This is a genomic window from Microcoleus sp. S36b_A4 (assembly GCF_036700645.1).
GTDB lineage: Bacteria > Cyanobacteriota > Cyanobacteriia > Cyanobacteriales > Microcoleaceae > Microcoleus.
This window is the reverse complement of the sequence record NZ_JAUBPI010000001.1, coordinates 116,238-131,057: the sequence shown is the minus strand read 5'-3', so window position 1 is coordinate 131,057 and position 14,820 is coordinate 116,238. Positions and strand designations below refer to the sequence as shown.

The 14,820-nt window shown below is 47.3% G+C and carries 14 protein-coding genes; 6 read left to right on the top strand and 8 right to left on the bottom strand.

Annotated features, from left to right (window positions below; all coding sequences use genetic code 11):
* Positions 1-512: 512 nt before the first annotated feature.
* On the top strand, positions 513-2,210 hold the full coding sequence (locus QUA03_RS00535) for a hypothetical protein (protein WP_333208834.1): 1,698 nt from the start codon (positions 513-515) through the stop codon (positions 2,208-2,210).
* Positions 2,211-2,459: 249 nt separating this feature from the next.
* On the opposite strand, the gene QUA03_RS00530 is transcribed toward QUA03_RS00535, so the two are convergent.
* Together QUA03_RS00530 and QUA03_RS00525 are read right to left on the bottom strand one after the other, a co-directional pair.
* Complete coding sequence (locus QUA03_RS00530) at positions 2,460-3,197, bottom strand: class I SAM-dependent methyltransferase (RefSeq protein WP_333208832.1); 738 nt, start codon at positions 3,195-3,197, stop codon at positions 2,460-2,462.
* Between the two features lie 7 nt (positions 3,198-3,204).
* Complete coding sequence (locus tag QUA03_RS00525) at positions 3,205-3,402, bottom strand: hypothetical protein (protein ID WP_333208830.1); 198 nt, start codon at positions 3,400-3,402, stop codon at positions 3,205-3,207.
* A 570-nt stretch (positions 3,403-3,972) separates the two neighbouring features.
* Between QUA03_RS00525 and QUA03_RS00520 the strand changes: the two genes are divergently transcribed.
* Entirely contained in the window at positions 3,973-6,516 is a 2,544-nt protein-coding gene (locus QUA03_RS00520; protein ID WP_333208828.1) for a mannose-1-phosphate guanyltransferase, read from the top strand.
* 41 nt (positions 6,517-6,557) lie between these two features.
* Here the strand turns inward: QUA03_RS00520 and QUA03_RS00515 are convergent, their stop codons facing one another.
* Positions 6,558-6,719 carry a hypothetical protein gene (locus QUA03_RS00515; protein ID WP_333208826.1) on the bottom strand — a complete coding sequence of 54 codons (162 nt, stop codon included), beginning with the start codon at positions 6,717-6,719 and terminating at the stop codon, positions 6,558-6,560.
* On the opposite strand from QUA03_RS00515, the gene QUA03_RS00510 reads away from it, so the two are divergent.
* On the top strand, positions 6,706-7,263 hold the full coding sequence (locus QUA03_RS00510) for a single-stranded DNA-binding protein (protein ID WP_333208824.1): 558 nt from the start codon (positions 6,706-6,708) through the stop codon (positions 7,261-7,263). The two genes, QUA03_RS00515 and QUA03_RS00510, sit on opposite strands and share 14 nt — an antisense overlap.
* A gap of 151 nt (positions 7,264-7,414) precedes the next feature.
* Here QUA03_RS00510 and QUA03_RS00505 read toward each other — a convergent pair whose 3' ends face one another.
* Positions 7,415-7,759 carry a hypothetical protein gene (locus QUA03_RS00505; protein WP_333208822.1) on the bottom strand — a complete coding sequence of 115 codons (345 nt, stop codon included), beginning with the start codon at positions 7,757-7,759 and terminating at the stop codon, positions 7,415-7,417.
* Between the two features lie 364 nt (positions 7,760-8,123).
* A complete protein-coding gene (gene lipB / locus QUA03_RS00500; protein ID WP_333208820.1) occupies positions 8,124-8,804 on the bottom strand; it encodes a lipoyl(octanoyl) transferase LipB in 681 nt (226 codons plus the stop codon).
* A 151-nt stretch (positions 8,805-8,955) separates the two neighbouring features.
* Between lipB and hpf the strand changes: the two genes are divergently transcribed.
* Together hpf and QUA03_RS00490 are read left to right on the top strand one after the other, a co-directional pair.
* Positions 8,956-9,609: a ribosome hibernation-promoting factor, HPF/YfiA family gene (gene hpf, locus QUA03_RS00495; protein ID WP_333208818.1), complete on the top strand. Its 654-nt coding sequence runs from the start codon at positions 8,956-8,958 to the stop codon at positions 9,607-9,609.
* Positions 9,610-9,784: 175 nt separating this feature from the next.
* Positions 9,785-10,423, top strand: coding sequence for a Uma2 family endonuclease (locus QUA03_RS00490; RefSeq protein ID WP_333208816.1), 639 nt, complete (start codon positions 9,785-9,787; stop codon positions 10,421-10,423).
* 130 nt (positions 10,424-10,553) lie between these two features.
* Here QUA03_RS00490 and QUA03_RS00485 read toward each other — a convergent pair whose 3' ends face one another.
* The 3 genes from QUA03_RS00485 to QUA03_RS00475 all read right to left on the bottom strand — a co-directional run bounded on the left by QUA03_RS00485 (position 10,554) and on the right by QUA03_RS00475 (position 13,411).
* Positions 10,554-11,012, bottom strand: a complete 459-nt coding sequence (locus QUA03_RS00485; RefSeq protein ID WP_333208814.1) for a peroxiredoxin — start codon at positions 11,010-11,012, stop codon at positions 10,554-10,556.
* A gap of 421 nt (positions 11,013-11,433) precedes the next feature.
* Positions 11,434-12,330, bottom strand: a complete 897-nt coding sequence (locus tag QUA03_RS00480; RefSeq protein ID WP_333208812.1) for a metal ABC transporter permease — start codon at positions 12,328-12,330, stop codon at positions 11,434-11,436.
* Positions 12,331-12,601: 271 nt separating this feature from the next.
* Positions 12,602-13,411, bottom strand: a complete 810-nt coding sequence (locus QUA03_RS00475) for a metal ABC transporter ATP-binding protein (RefSeq protein WP_333208810.1) — start codon at positions 13,409-13,411, stop codon at positions 12,602-12,604.
* A gap of 102 nt (positions 13,412-13,513) precedes the next feature.
* Here QUA03_RS00475 and QUA03_RS00470 point away from each other — a divergent pair, with 102 nt between their 5' ends.
* Positions 13,514-14,749, top strand: a complete 1,236-nt coding sequence (locus QUA03_RS00470; protein WP_445304828.1) for a metal ABC transporter substrate-binding protein — start codon at positions 13,514-13,516, stop codon at positions 14,747-14,749.
* The last annotated feature ends 71 nt before the right edge of the window (positions 14,750-14,820 follow it).

The following is a 14,820-nucleotide window of genomic DNA, read 5'->3' as shown; positions in this document are numbered from 1 at the left end:
ATCCCGGAAAAAGACGGTATAGCAGCGGCGCAGTCTGTTTTTTGCTCGCCTCAGTCCGGCCCGCCTGACGCCCCGCTCACCATTCTCAACAATATCTGAGAAACCGCGTATAGGATTCGGCCAAAGGCAGTAGGCAAGAAAAACAATGGTTTCAGCAATTAACAACGTCCTCACCCTATTAGCGGCTGCTATACAAGCGTTGAACCAGCCCAAAAACCCGGTTTCTCGGCTTGAGTGCTGGATGTGAGGGTCGCGAAATCTCAATAAAAGTCGATCACGCAATTTCGATACCGACCGTGCTACAATTATACCTTTGAATTCCCCAACCTCTCCTCATTAAAACGAATTCACACTCAATCACAACCACAACAATATAAATTACCAATCCCCCAATCACTCAATCCCCCAATCCCCCAATCTAAAATCTAAAATCTAACCATATCCCAATCCCCCAATCTAAAATCTAACCATATCCCAATCCCCCAATCTAAAATCTAAAATCTAAAATTTAAATGACTGACTCTTCCTCCCTAGCAAACACCCTTTCCGAACCGCTGCGCCAGCCTTTTTGGTGGGCAGCCCTAGCTTCTGTGGGCCTGCACGGAGTCCTCGGAGCAACCGCCCCGACGCTCTCAAACATACTTTATGGTGGAAATTCCTCAAAAAATATCCCCGGTTCTGTCGGCTTAGTAGAACTAACTCCCGCAGAAGCCGGCCGCCTGCCACAAACCATACCACCGAAACCGTCTAATACGCGATTTACGCCATTTTCGATCGCACCAGTTCCTCTTCGACCAGGGCCAAAGTTAGCTCCGCCCTTGCCCCCCCCACCTGATACCATCAACTTGCCCGCCATGCCGCCGGGAATGCCACCTCCTGGATTCTTTTCCCCTCTGCCTCCTTCCCCTCTCCCGCCCTTCACGGCCCCAACAGCCCCGCCACCTCCCAAGACTCCATCCCCAACAGTCAGAGCCCCCTCTCAGCCAATACCCACTTTCGTCCCACCCGTACCTCCCAGCGGTTTCCTTTTCCCTCCCTTACCAGGTAATTTTGATCGCAATATCCCGCCACCACCATCGCTGCCAGAAGCGCCGCAGTTTCCCGGCGGCGGCTCGGAAGATGAAGCAGAGGCGCTCAAAAAGATCATAGCCAGTAGAGGCGGACTTCCACTATTTCCAGACGGAGCTCCAGTCTTTACCCCAGAATTCCCAATTGCCGGCAGGAATGTGGGGCCCGATGGAGTACCAAAATTGACTCAAAAAGATCCCAATAAAAGGAATCTCATCGCAGAAACTCCCGAAGAAAGAATCAGGAGGCAACAATTTGAAGAAGGACAGCGACAGCTCGGACAACCCGGTTCAAACTCATCCACCGACACAGGCGCACAGCAAACTGCGTTTGTAACTAACTATCGTGCTTTGTTTGACAGATTCCAAAAGGCTTATCCTGACTTGCAAATGACGGGATCGACTCCTGTGAATGTCCCTTATCCCGTAACAGCTTGCTCGCAAAAACTCCAAGGAACTGCAGTTTTTGGAGCAGTTGTCAGCCCTCAAGGCTTGCTCAAGGCAGAGCCTCAGCCGATCGTCCCCACGGGTTACGGTATTCTCGATAATGCGGCTAAAATTGCGATTATTAGCCCTTCTCTAACATTTGAAGCAGCCAGCACGCACAAGCTTTACCAACTGGCTGTCGAGTTTAAGTACGACGAAAAAGTTTGCAGTGGCATTCCTGTCACCCCAACCAGGCCCAACCCACCAGGCCAGCAGCAGCCAGCGCCCGCCCCCACAGCGCCCAGCAGACCAACAGGCCAGCCGCCCTCCCCAGCGCCTACTGAAGTAAAACCGCAGTTTGAGAAGCCGCCGACCCCCTCAAACAAACCGCAGCCAGGGGCCCAACCGTCGCCGCCCGCACCCAAGCCTGCGGCTCAACCGTCGCCCTCGCCTGAACCGAAACCAGCCGCGGAACAGTCGCCTTCTCCTCAACCGCAACCCGCCGAAGAGTCTCCGCAGCCCGCCGAAGCAGCGCCATCTCCTGCCGCCGAAGAGTCTCCGCAGCCCGAAGCTGCACCATCTCCTGCTGCCGAAGAGTCCCCGCAGCCCGAAGTGTCGCCATCTCCTGCCCCGGAAGCAGCGCCATCTCCTGCTGCCGAAGTGTCGCCGTCACCATCGCCGGAAGCAACGCCATCTCCTGCGGCTACCGAAAATTAATTGGGCGTCGGTAATTGGCAATCCGCTATGGGAATAGGTAATATCCAATCTGCTTGCTTCACTATTGTGAGTTAGTAGTTAGTAGGGTGCGTCAGCTTGAATATTTGTTGCTTTTCAAACTAATTTGTACTTGCTGACTTACCCTACTTTATCAACTTCTAAGAATGAAGTTGTTTGTCGTCGGTCAGGCCAGGGTTTGGATGATTGAATTTTTGAGTAAAAAGCTAATTACCTATTCCCCTTAACCTCTCAATTGTATTGAACTTTATACATTTGAAATAAGTCGCCACTTTGCTTTTTTACTACCTTAGCGCCCGCAGCTTTAATCATTTTCTCCCAATCTTCTATTGTCTCTAAAAATACTTCCCCGGCTCGATAAGTTTCCAAAATTGCCCAATCTTCTGCTAAAGGAGCATTGGGGTTGAGGACATCAAAAACAAAATGACCACCCGGTTTTAATACCCGCTTTACTTCTCCCATGACAATACTCCAATAGTCTATAGGATAGTAACAGCTAAAGCCTGTAGCGAGGCATAAATCGAACTGAGCCTCCTCGTAATTTAACTGGTGAGCGGGAGCCCATTCTACACCTTTGAACAGCTTAGAATTGAGCTGAGGGCCGCGAGCGTTTAAGGCGTCTCGCGCTGCGCTGCTGATTTCTTGACCGTAAAAATATGCCTCCCAATCCCGCCAAGGGTAGATGAGAAAGCTGACTCCGCAGCCAATGTCTAAACAGCGCTGATTTTTTTGAGGTTTGGCAATTTTCCAAAAGGGAGAAACTGTTTTTGCTTGGAGAGTTCCTGCAACAGATTCTAGGAAAATCGGCATTGCTTCGACTTCTTCGGGTAAAGCGAAAGCTTCTCCCCGGTATTCGCGATCAAATCGAGAAGCGACTTGCGACAGTAAAACTTGCCAGCTATCTGATTTTCCTTTAGCAAACCAAGTCTGCTCCTGACCCGCTACTGGGCGATCGGACTTTTTAGACATTCTTGAATTACCTTTTAGAAGCTTTGAGAGCTTTTGTAAAGTTTTGGCGGTAAGGCTTATTAAAAATTAACGCCGGCCAGAGCAGCGCGAGCTTCAGGCGATTTGTAAAACTTCTGTCGAAGTTAGTGCGATCGAAACCATTCCAAAATTTCCAAATACCGCCACCGTAGGCGATCAGCAATGCCAAGCTAATTAACGTACTCATTTAAAAAACCCCTAAGCAATGGATAGGATTTTGGGTCAGCTAGTCAAAGCGCTACCCTTAATCTATCATTTATCAGACGCCAAGGCGCACCGATAGCTGTAGTAATTCCACCTTCAGAAAGAGACTGCAAAATGCCCGCTGGCGACAAACTTAAAAATAACACCCCCGAAATAGCTTTCACCGAGCAAGCAAGAAGGGACTTCTGCCAAAAGTCGATGGTTCTGAGGACTTATAAGATTGAATAAGTGAAGAATTCAAGAATTGGGAATGGCTGATGATATAAGGGTTTGGAGCACGGGCCTACAGTTGCATTCTTTTTTTTAACTGGTATTATCCAACATCCCCTACCAATCCGAGCTCGACCGGGGGATAGGTGCAATGTCGCAAGTTCTAATTCGGTTGAAATCGGTTGCTGTTGGGGGACGGCCAGGCCGAACGGGATTTCCCAGACGTGTCACTACTCGAAGATATTTAAGTAAGAACTGATTGCTGGTGGCCCACGAATTACAGCAGGCAAACTTTTTCTAGCGGACAATGACGGTAGAGAGCTTTCTAAGCAAGGAGGATTTTATGCGTGCAGTGCTAATGGCTGGGGGGTCGGGAACGAGGCTCAGACCCTTGACCTGCGATTTGCCCAAACCGATGGTGCCGATTCTCAATCGCCCGATCGCAGAACACATTATTAATTTGCTAAAAAGGCATCAGATTACGGAAATTATTGCGACGCTGCACTACCTTCCCGATGTCATGCGTGAATATTTTACTGACGGGGCAGAGTTTGGCGTTCAAATGACTTACGCTGTGGAGGAAGACCAACCGCTGGGTACGGCTGGTTGCGTCAAAAATATTGCTGAACTGCTCGATCGAACTTTTCTGGTCATCAGCGGCGACAGCATCACAGACTTCGACTTGACGGCAGCGATCAAATTTCACCGTAGCCAGCAATCCAAAGCCACGTTAATTTTAACTCGCGTTCCCAACCCGATGGAATTCGGGGTCGTGATTACTGAGGAAAATTACCGCATCAGTCGCTTTCTGGAAAAGCCTTCTAGCAGCGAAATTTTCTCCGATACTATCAATACCGGCATTTATATTTTAGAACCCGAAGTCTTGGATTACCTGCCGGTAAATCAGGAGTGCGACTTCTCGAAAGACTTGTTTCCCCTGCTACTGGAAAAAAACGAGCCGATGTACGGCTACATCGCCGAGGGTTACTGGTGCGATGTCGGCCAGCTAGATGTTTACCGGGAATCTCAGTACGACGCGCTGCGGGGAAAGGTCAAACTGGATTTGAGCTACTACAACGAAGTTCGATCGGGACTTTGGGTAGGTCAGAATACTTTTATTGACGATAGCGCGATCGTCGAAGTACCGACGATGATCGGCAGCAATTGTCGGATTGGAGCCCGAGTTAAAATCGATGCCGGTACAGTGATCGGAGATAACGTGACTGTCGGGGCGGACGCAAACCTCAAACGTCCCATCGTCTGGAACGGAGCAATTGTCGGCGAAGACGCTCATCTTAGGGCGTGCGTGATTTGCCGGAGCACGCGCGTAGACAGGCGCGCTCACGTCCTCGAAGGTGCTGTCGTCGGTTCAATGTCCATCGTGGGAGAAGAAGCACAAGTGGGGCCAAGCGTGCGCGTCTGGCCGAGCAAAAATATTGAATCCGGCGCTCTGTTAAATCAAAATTTAATTTGGGGAGAACAAGCTAAGCGGAATTTGTTCGGTCAGCGTGGCGTTCAAGGACTGGCAAATGTGGATGTTACTCCGGAATTTGCAGTGAAATTGGGCGCGGCTTATGGCTCGACTTTGAAACCGGGGACTGCGGTATCGGTTTCTCGTGACCAGCGGAGCATTTCGCGGATGGTTTCGAGGTCTTTGATTGCGGGTTTGATGTCGGTGGGAATAAATGTGGTCAATTTGGAATCGACGGCAATTCCGATCGCGCGCACGGTTTCGTCTACGCTGTCGATTGCTGGCGGCATTCATGTTCGCATTTCACCCGATCGCTCCGACCACATTTTAATTGAATTCTTCGATATCAAAGGCATCAATATTACTAAAGGAGCTGAGAAAAAAATCGAGGGGGCTTATTTTAAGGAAGATTTGCGGCGAGCTCTAATTCCCGAAATTGGAGAGATGACGTACTTTAACCAAGCTCTCGATGTTTACAACCGCATTTTTGAGCGGCAGATGAATGTTGAGGCGATACGCTACAGCAATTCTAAGGTGGTAATCGATTACGTTTACGCGGTTTCTGGAGCAATTCTGCCCCAAATGCTCGCCAAGTTCGGCTGCGATGCGGTGGTTCTCAATGCTAGTCTCAAGCAGACTTCTCTAAGCAACGGGGAACGGGAATATTTGCTCGACCAACTTGGCCGGGTGGTGAAAGCACTCAGCGCTAATTTTGGAGTGCAGGTATCGGCTAACGGCGAACAGCTCATTTTGGTAGATGAGTCTGGGATAGCGATTCGCGGGGAAATGCTGACGGCGTTGATGGTAAATTTGATGCTGACTTCTCATCCCAAAGGTACAGTAGTAGTGCCGGTGCATGCGTCTTCTGCGGTGGAGGCGATCGCCCGACGCTATCAAAGCAAGGTAATCCGCACGAAGGCGAACCCAACTGCTTTGATGGAAGCCGCTAACAGGAACCCGAATGTGGTTTTGGGTGGCAGCGGCCTTATGGGTTTTATTTTCCCGCAGTTGCATCCCGGATTTGACGGAATGTTCTGCATTGCTAAAGTGATAGAAATGATGACGATTCAGGAGCGATCGCTCGGACAGATCAAGGCGGAACTTCCCCGCATCACCCACCGCAGTTACAGCGTCCGCTGTCCTTGGACTATCAAGGGTTCGCTAATGCGACATTTAGTAGAAACTCATTCGCCCGATCGTTTAGAATTATTAGATGGAGTGAAGATTTTTAACTACAGCGATGACAATTGGGTATTAGTTTTACCCGATGCTAGTGAACCGACCGTTCATATCTTCGCCAACAGTGAGGATCGAGATTGGGTATCTGAAACGTTGAAGGAGTACCGCGCCCTCGTTCACGATTTTGTCAGTCAAGCCGAGGCGGCGGTTCTCCAAGATAAATTTGGTAATGTGTAATCCGTAATCGGTGACAACTAATAGCGAATAGCGCCTAAAAATCAGTAATCACCAATTACCAATTTGCAGGCAATTCCCAAAAGCAAGACGCACAAGTCATCGGTACACGGATAGCTATTTTTTCCTTCTTCCTTCTTCTTTCTTCCTTCTTTCTTCAACATCCAATTCCCAATTACGCACAGATAACAGATGAATAGCTGCATTTTGATGGCGGAAATAATTCAACAACCGCAACTACGTTATACTCCTGACAATCAACTTCAAATCGCTGAGATGTTGGTGCAGTTTCCCGGCCCAAAACCCGAAGATCCACCCGAACATTTGAAAGTGATAGGATGGGGAAATTTTGCTCAAGAAATTCACGAGAAATATCACGAGGGCGATCGCGTGATTATTGAAGGACGGCTGAGCATGAATACGATCGAAAGAGATGGTATTAAAGAAAAGCGCGCTGAACTGACAGCTCAAAGGATTTACAGTGTCGGCGCCGATGCCATGAGTTCGGCTCCCGCAGGTAGAACCGCCCCCGAACCTGCTCAAATTCGCGACAGCGCCCCGGCTAATGTGCCTAGCAATGTAGTACCTTTAGGCTCGCGGAACCGCAGTTCTAACAGCGCTCCAAGCGGCCCTAACCGCACGTCTAGTTCGGATTGGAACTCGCATCAGTCTTCAAGTTCTGAGTCCGATCGCCCGTCGGGTTCGTCTAACGAACCGGAAAATCCCGATTACGATCCGATTCCATTTTAAAAATTAGGGTGCATCACTTTACAACTCGACTGTTGGATCGAAAGTGACGCACCTTAATTTAAGAGTGATCGCACTTCAGGAAAAAAGAGGGCGATCCTCTTCGAGGGCTGCACTAACGAATTTGGCCCAACTACGAGCTAAATTGCAAATTTTACAGCTCGATCGTCACCACTTTTTTCTTGCTTTTTTCGTCGCGCAGCACGACTGTATTGTAGGGTGATGTATCCGTCCCCAGCGGAATTGGCAGCTTAAAGCTGCCGCTCTTATGCTTAAGTTCGCCTAAATCAATGCTTTTCGTTATATTGCCATCTGTTGCCAGATAAGCGGTAAGTTCGCCTTTATAATCTTCAATCAAAAAGTCTCTGAAGAAAACGACTTCCCCAGCCTCGGCATCGATAGCAAGGATGACCGTACCGCTAAACGTTGCGCCTTTTTCTTCTTCATCAACCGTCGCCATTTTAATTTCCGAGGGGTCTTGACCGGACATATCGGGCATAAATTTTTTCTCCTGAGCAAAGCGCAATAATTAACAAGAAGCTTACCTGATGCTAGGGGCGATCGCAAAACTCTTAGGACGTATTTCTGCATCGGTCTTGCTTCTCTCTAAGGTTAGAGAAGCAGGCGATCGCGCATTGTACCACCAATTTTCTCAATTCTTGAGTCAGTGAGTACAGACCGTTAAAATTATCCCTATAATACCCCCAAGTCTCGCAAACACCGCCGCGTTAATTCGCTTCGATATTTAGCATCCTTAGCCTAGAGTTTTTAAGTGATTGGGTGGAGAATTAAGCCGGATGTTTTTGATAATTTAAGAGCGCTCGCACTACGATCGTTAGGAGTAAGGTTGGCAGCGAGGCATCCTACATCTGGGTTCGCACAATTTCCACTGCAAAAACGCGAGCAAACTCAGCGACAAGGATCGATCGCACTCGATCGACCTCAATTCCGGGAATAAACTGCTCTAAACTGCCAACAGGTCGATCGGGAATCCCGCAAGGTACAATTTGGCCAAAACCGGCAAGATCCGGACAAACATTTAAGGCAAAACCGTGCATCGTAATCCAGCGGCTGACTTTAATGCCGATCGCACCTAGCTTGCACCCATCCACCCAAACCCCAGTCATACCGGGAACCCGCGAACCCTTCAACCCCAAAACTTCCAGCACCCCCAGCAGCACTTCCTCCAACTGCCGCAAATACCAGTGCAAATCTTGTTGGTGACGGCGCAAATTTAAAATCGGATAGCCAACCAATTGACCCGGACAGTGGTAAGTCACCTCGCCGCCCCGCTCAACTCGGTGCAGTTCCGGCTGAGTTTGGCTTGGGTCAAATTTCAGAAATTCCAGCTTTGATCCCAGTCCCAAAGTGTAAACCGGCGGATGTTCCAGCAAAATCAGGACATCTGGCAAATCTGGCCTGTCGCGCCGTTCTTGCACGAGTTTTTGCTGGATTTCCCAAGCTTGGGAGTAGGGAACTTGTCCCCAATCGAGGAGCAAGCAGGGTTGTGCATTTAGTGGTTGATGGATTAGAGGAGAAACCATGCAAAAAATCAATAGTATTTTTACGGAATATTGGCCCAGCTTAAATCAAGAATTGTCAACATATAATAAAAGATTTGGAAGATAAGTGTTTTCGAGAATACATAGTGCTACTGTATAAAATATACCGAAGTTACAGAAGGGAGGGAGCTCTATGAAGCTTGTTATCCAGGGTAAAAATATAGAAATCACCGATGCGATTCGCGAGTACGTCAATCAAAAGGTGGAAAAGGCAGTTAGCCATTTTCAAACTTTGACGACTGAAGTGGACATACATCTATCGGTGGCTCGTAACCCCAGGATCAATCCTAAGCAGACTGCTGAGGTGACAATTTATGCTAACGGCAGCGTGATTCGGGCTGAGGAAAGCACGGAAAGCCTATATGCAAGCATAGATTTGGTTGCCGACAAGATAGCTCGTCAACTGCGGAAATTTAAGGAAAAACGTCACGACAACAAAATCCAGAGTAGTGCCAAAACGGTTACGGTAGTTGATGAACATCCTGTAGTAGCGGATCTGATTGGCGATCGAACTCCCGAACTTCCTGCTGAGGTTGTACGGACTAAGTATTTTGCTATGCCTCCAATGACTGTGCAACAAGCTTTGGAACAATTGCAGATTATCGATCACGATTTCTATATGTTCCGTAATGCGGAAACAGACGAAATTAACGTACTCTACGAACGCAAGACTCACGGTGGCTATGGAGTTATCCAACCCCGCCACAGCAACGGTAACGGTAATAGCAAAAATGGCAAAACTGCCGAAAGCGCTACATCTGAAAAATCGAGTGTTGCAAAAAGCTAGATAATTGCTGAGTGCTAATTGTTAATGGCTGCAAGTCGTTAGCAAAAAAGGACTAAAGTCCTTACTACGAACCACGAGTTTTTAGTAAGGACTTTAGTCCTTTCTTGGTTTTTTAATATCATGATTCGTAGTCAGGACTTGGCGGATATTTTCTAGAGAAAATGGATGAACAATTATGCTATTGGAGTTAAGACAATTGAAGATTCAGCCGGGTCAGCAATTACTGGTTGAGGATGTTAACTGGCAACAATTTGAAAGTATTTTGGCGGAATTGGGAGAACGTCGTGCTTCCCGACTTTCCTATAGTAACGGACGGTTAGAAATTATGGTTCCTCTGCCCGAACATGAAAAAGCCAAAGAAATTATTGGCGACATGGTAAAAATTTTGTTAGAAACACGACAAATAGCATTTGAGTCATTAGGTTCGACAACGTTGAAAAATGAACGCATGAGTCAGGCTGTCGAACCGGATACCTGTTTTTACATTCAAAATCAAGCAGCCGTTATAGGTAAAACTCGCCTCGATATGAGTGTTGATCCACCTCCCGACTTAGCTATAGAAATTGATCTTACCTCTCGCACGCAGTTGGATAATTATCAAATTCTAGGAGTGCCGGAACTTTGGCGATATGCACGGCGAGGGCTACAAATCAACGTCTTGCAAGCCGAAAAATATATTGAGTCTGATGTTAGTCCCACTTTCCCCAATATCCCGATTGTCGAACTGGTGAATCAGTACACTCAGCAGAGTCAAGTTGCTGGTAGAACCCACGCTATTCAAGCTTTTAAAAATTGGGTACGAGAAAACCTCTAGTCTGAGAATTTCCGTTCTCACTCAAAACCTTTAGTTCGCAGTCAGGAATTTAGTTTGTTCTTGGTTTTTTAGACAATGAGGGATGAGGACTTTCGTCCTCACTACCAACAATATATTTAAGCAAATCCATCTAACTTTTGATGGTTTCTAAAGTTTTGAGTGCTTCTGCAACGTGTGCTTTGAAGTCTAACATGGAGTCAAAAATATGCTTGACAACGCCTTCTTTGTCAATGACATAAGTTACTCTACCGGGCATAATCCACAGGGTAGCTGGAACTCCATATAATTGCCGAACTTTGTTGCCAGTATCGCTCAGCAGTGTAAAGGGTAGCTGATATTTGGTGGCAAATTGTTGGTGCGATTGTTGGGTATCTTCGCTAATTCCTATGACTTCTGCGCCTGCGTCTTTGAAGACTTCGTAGCTATCTCGAAAAGCGCAAGCTTGGGTGGTGCATCCGGGTGTGTCGTCTTTGGGGTAAAAGTAGACTATGACGTTTTTTTTACCTTTAAAATCTTTGAGGCTGACTGATGTGCCAGTTTGAGATGGTAAGGTAAAATCGGGGGCGGTGTCTCCTACTTTGACGGTCATGTTTTTTTAACTTAGTAGATGTGTTGGCGTGAAATTTTAACTTTTGTTATTGTACAGTTTTTTGTGACCAATAGTTCGTAGTTGCGATCGCCCGATTCGGTATCATCCCATTTTTGCTTTCTCGCAATCCTAAAAACAACCGTTTTTACCAAATCTCGATGCAGCCGACCATTCGCAGTTATGGGTATTAATTGAAGAGGCTTGTTTGAACCGCACATCCACGGGGATTAACGAAGATTCTGATTAACAATGGGAGGCGCGGCGCAGAAGCCTTGCTACTGAGATGTTGCACCATTCTCTATAAGCCTTTTAGGAACAGGCTTTCCGGCCTGTTCCACAAGAAAATTCACTCTTTGTGGAACAGGCCGAAAAGCCTGTTCATGAGAATGGTGCAAGATGTGAGTTACTACAAAGTTATTTGTTATCGGCCTTTAGTTAAATTTTTTAATTCCCGCCATATTGGAGGAATTTGACCGGAGTGTGTGCGGGGCTGGGTGAGGATTCCTTGAGTGGGACTGAAGAGCAATGATAGCACAAATAACCCCGATGCAACTAAAACTATTGCGGGGCCGGATGGCAAGTTATAGAAGTAGCTGAGATACATTCCGCTAATGCTGGAAATAACTCCGATTATTGCGCCTAAAATCATTACTTGGTGCAGGCGAGTTACTAGGAGATAGGCGGTACTTGCGGGTGTAATTAATAGGGACAAGACTAGCACTACGCCAACGGCTTTGAGGCTGGCAACTATTGTGAGGGCGATGAGTACCATCAGTCCGAAGTTGAGCAGGTTTACTGGTAAACCTGTGGCTTGCGCTCCTAATGGATCGAATGTATAAAATAGCAGTTCTTTGTAAAAGACTACTACAACTAATAAGACTACGGCGACTATGACGGCTGTGTCGATCGCATCTTCGACAGTAACCCCCAGGATGTTGCCGAAAAGAAAGTGGTTGAGGTCGATTTTGTTGTCTTTTTGGACGATCGTAATTAGGGTGATGCCGAGGGCGAAGAATGCCGAAAATACGATGCCCATTGCCGCGTCTTCTTTAATTGTCGATCGAGCTTTGATCCAAGCTATGATTACTGTACTCAAAACTCCGGCAATGAAAGCGCCGATAAAAATGTTTGCTCCGAGGATAAATGCGATCGCCAATCCGGGCAAAACCGAGTGGCTGATGGCGTCTCCGAGCAAGGCCAGCCGCTGTACCATTAAGTAGCTGCCGACGATCGCGCAGACGATGCCGACGAGAATGGCAATTATGAGCGATCGCTGCATGAATCCGTACTGCAACGGCTCAATTAAGGTTTGGATCATAAAATTATCAAATCACAGTTAACTAATGACTAACAACCAAAGCAACCCGGTTTTATCTGAGATGTTGTACCATTCTCAATAAGCTTTTTAGGAACAGGCTTTCCGGCCTGTTCCACAAACAGTGAATTTTATTGTGGAACAGGCCGGAAAGCCTGTTCTTGAGAATGGTGCAAGATGTGAGTTCGATCCGAGATTTATCGTTGCCCAATTCAATATTATCCAAGAAACCGGGTTCAAGAGTGTAACTCCTAGATTAATGACTGCTGGCTAATTAAGCTGCTTGTCCGGCAAAGAACATTACTTGTCCGCCGTAGGCGCGGTAAAGGTTTTCTTGGGTTAGCACTTCTTGGCGGGAACCAGCGGCAATCAATTCTGTATTCAGCAAGATTAAATCATCAAAATTGGTGATTGATTCGCCTAAGTCGTGGTTGACTACTAAGACGATTTTTCCGGCATTTGCTAGCTCGTGGAAGATGTCAAAAATGATATTTTGAGTTTTTTGGTCAACGCCTACAAATGGCTCGTCAAAGCAGAAAATAGCGGCTTCTTGGGCTAATGCTCTAGCTAGAAATACTCGCTGTTGCTGTCCGCCGGAAAGTTGTCCGATCGGTCTGTCTTTGTAAGCACTCATACCTACTCTTTCTAAGGCATCGGCAGCGGTGCGGCGGCTAGCTGCCGAAAAGCGGCGAAACCATCCGGCTTTTCTGACTCTTCCCATCATCACGACATCCCAAACGGTGGCGGGATAGTTCCAGTCAATTTGCGATCGCTGGGGCACGTAGGCTACTGTTTCGAGTCGATCGGCGATCGCTTCTTCGCCCCAGGTAACAGTGCCGCGATTTGCCGGAATTAAGCCCAACATTGCTTTGATTAGCGTGCTTTTGCCGGCACCGTTGGGGCCAATAATACCCGTCAGCCTTCCCGGTTTGACGGAAAGATTGATATCTCTGAGTGCCTCTACCGTGCGGTAGTTTACTGCTAAGTGCTTAACAGCGATAATTTCAGTGTCGGTAGCGCTGTCTTTGAGGTGGCAAACCATTTCAGACCAAGGATTCTCGTTGGGGAAGGCGGCGGTATTCATTGCGGTGACTCTATCTCCTTTTTATTAAGTTTACTGTAAAAATGAAAAGAATATGAAATCATCGGTAAATAGGAATAATCGGGAACGCACCAGAGGTAGATAATGCAACAGTCCAAGCTGGAAACCCCTCAAACTATAGGTTTGGCGGCGAAAATCTCAAGTCGGTTAAAACTCATATCTTCCACAATTCTCAATAACAGGCAAGATGCCTGTTCCACAAAGAGTGAGTTTTCTGGTGGGGTGGGCATCCTGCCCGCCCAGACAAGGGTTATTGAGAATGGTGTCAGATGTGAATTAAAAGCGAGGGCAATTGTGAAGCAATCCTATAAAGGGGAGTTTAGCAGTGAGTCGGCGATTGAAACCTCCCGCCCTGGATTGAACAAGTCCAAAGTATTTTTTATCAGAACTATTGCCTGCGGCATTTTGACTTTGGGCTTATTTAGTTGTACTCAAACCCAGGGTGATCGCCTCTCTCCAGAGGCAGATGCTAAACCCAAGGTAGTTGCTACCAGCACAATTATTGAGGATTTGACCGATCGAGTAGCGGGTGGCGAAATTCAGCTAACAGGAATTTTGCAGCCGGGAACCGATCCTCACGTTTACGAACCTGTGCCAAAAGATTCTCAAGCTTTAGAACAAGCTAACTTAATTTTGTATAACGGTTACAATTTGGAACCGGGATTAATTAGGATGATGAATGCGGCCGGAATTAAGGCGCGGAAATTAGCAGTGGGGGAAGTTGTCAAGCCTTTGCTACTGAATAAAGAAGGCAATACAGTACCCGATCCGCACGTTTGGGGAAATGTGGAAAATGTAGTTCAAATGGTGGAAGCAATTCGGGATGCGCTAATTGACCTGTCGCCGGAAGATCGGGAGAAGTTTACGCAGAATGCTGTGAAACTTACTGCAGAGTTAAAACGTTTGGATAGTTGGATCGAACAAGAGATTAAAACTATTCCCGAAAATAAGCGCGAATTAGTAACAACCCACGATGCTTTTCAATATTACAGCCGGGCCTACGGATTGGGAAGTGCGGGCAGTTTGATCGGGATTAGTACGGAGGAACAGCCCAGCGCTCAAACGGTGCAAAAGTTAGTAGAATCCGTGAAAGCTGCGGGAGTTCCTGCTATTTTTGCCGAGACTACAATTAACCCGCAACTGATTAGAACAGTGGCGGAGGAAGCGGGGGTGAAATTGGCGGCGCAGCAACTTTATTCGGATTCGATTGGGGCGGCAGGAAGCGAGGGCGATTCTTATGTGAAAATGATGTCTGCTAATACTCGCGCCATCGTCGAAGCTTTGGGGGGGAAATACACGCCATTTGAAGTTAGCAAATAGCAAGTATGGTGACCCGGAAGAGTTTTATTTTCTCTGCGGGGTGATAGCTAGCTGACGCAGCCTACAAGTTT